The sequence below is a fragment of the Aequorivita echinoideorum genome (assembly GCF_018476645.1).
GTDB lineage: Bacteria > Bacteroidota > Bacteroidia > Flavobacteriales > Flavobacteriaceae > Aequorivita > Aequorivita echinoideorum.
In genome coordinates this window covers 1-718 of record NZ_JAHCTB010000027.1, presented here as the reverse complement: position 1 = coordinate 718, position 718 = coordinate 1, and the positions used below count along the sequence as shown (strand labels likewise).

Genomic DNA, 718 nt, shown 5'->3' with positions numbered 1-718 from the left:
GTTACGTCAAGGTCGGCCACGGTGTTCTCGTTTCCGCAGAATTGTTGCGCGGCATCACCTGCCGGAGGGGCCGGCAGGGTGTTGTTCACCTCGGCCACGGCCTCGACCCGGTCGGACTGGCAGAGTACCTGCCCCACGCCCACGGTCCAGTTATAAAAATAGTAGTAGGAACTCGAGTTGAGTGTACTTGTCCCATAGGTACCGTTTGTGATTGTCCCCAGATTGCCGGCGGTGCCCAGCGAATAGGGAAAACTGTTCCCGCTGGAGTCCCGTATGAGCGCAAGGCTCGGGTTAGAGGTCTGCAAAAGTCGGTATCCCGTTCCTGGCGTGATAAGGAAATTTAGCTGTACGGTTACCGGTCCGCTGTTGGCGGTCACAGAGGTCGATGTTGATTGCACCAGTGCCCCAGCGCTGTCGAACAGCGATATCTCAAGGTTGCCCGATGCGGTTGGGTATACATCTACGCTGTTAAGCGTAAAGCTTTGAGACGCATCAAACTGCAGTCCATAGTTCAGGGTGCTTCCCAAAGAAGAGGTTCCGGTCGGCGCGGGCTTGCCCTGGCCACTTAGAGGTGCCTCTCCCTCAATGTAAACTTCCTCTGCCCAATAGGATGTTGTGGCGGTGAGCACCGGGGTCTCGAGGGTGGGCCCTACGGCCACCAGGTTCCCTCCGGTCTGTGCGTCGTACCAGTATACCTCGTTCCCTATGCCCCCGGGCT

The 718-nt window shown here is 57.8% G+C and carries 1 protein-coding gene and 1 pseudogene; both read right to left on the bottom strand.

What is annotated here, in order from left to right; genetic code table 11:
- On the bottom strand, nucleotides 1–527 hold a 527-nt coding region (locus tag KIV10_RS13855), incomplete at its 3' end, for a hypothetical protein (RefSeq protein WP_214114736.1).
- A 75-nt stretch (nucleotides 528–602) separates the two neighbouring features.
- A pseudogene (locus KIV10_RS14105) lies at nucleotides 603–707 on the bottom strand (immunoglobulin domain-containing protein); the annotation flags it as partial.
- Between the last annotated feature and the right edge of the window lie 11 nt (nucleotides 708–718).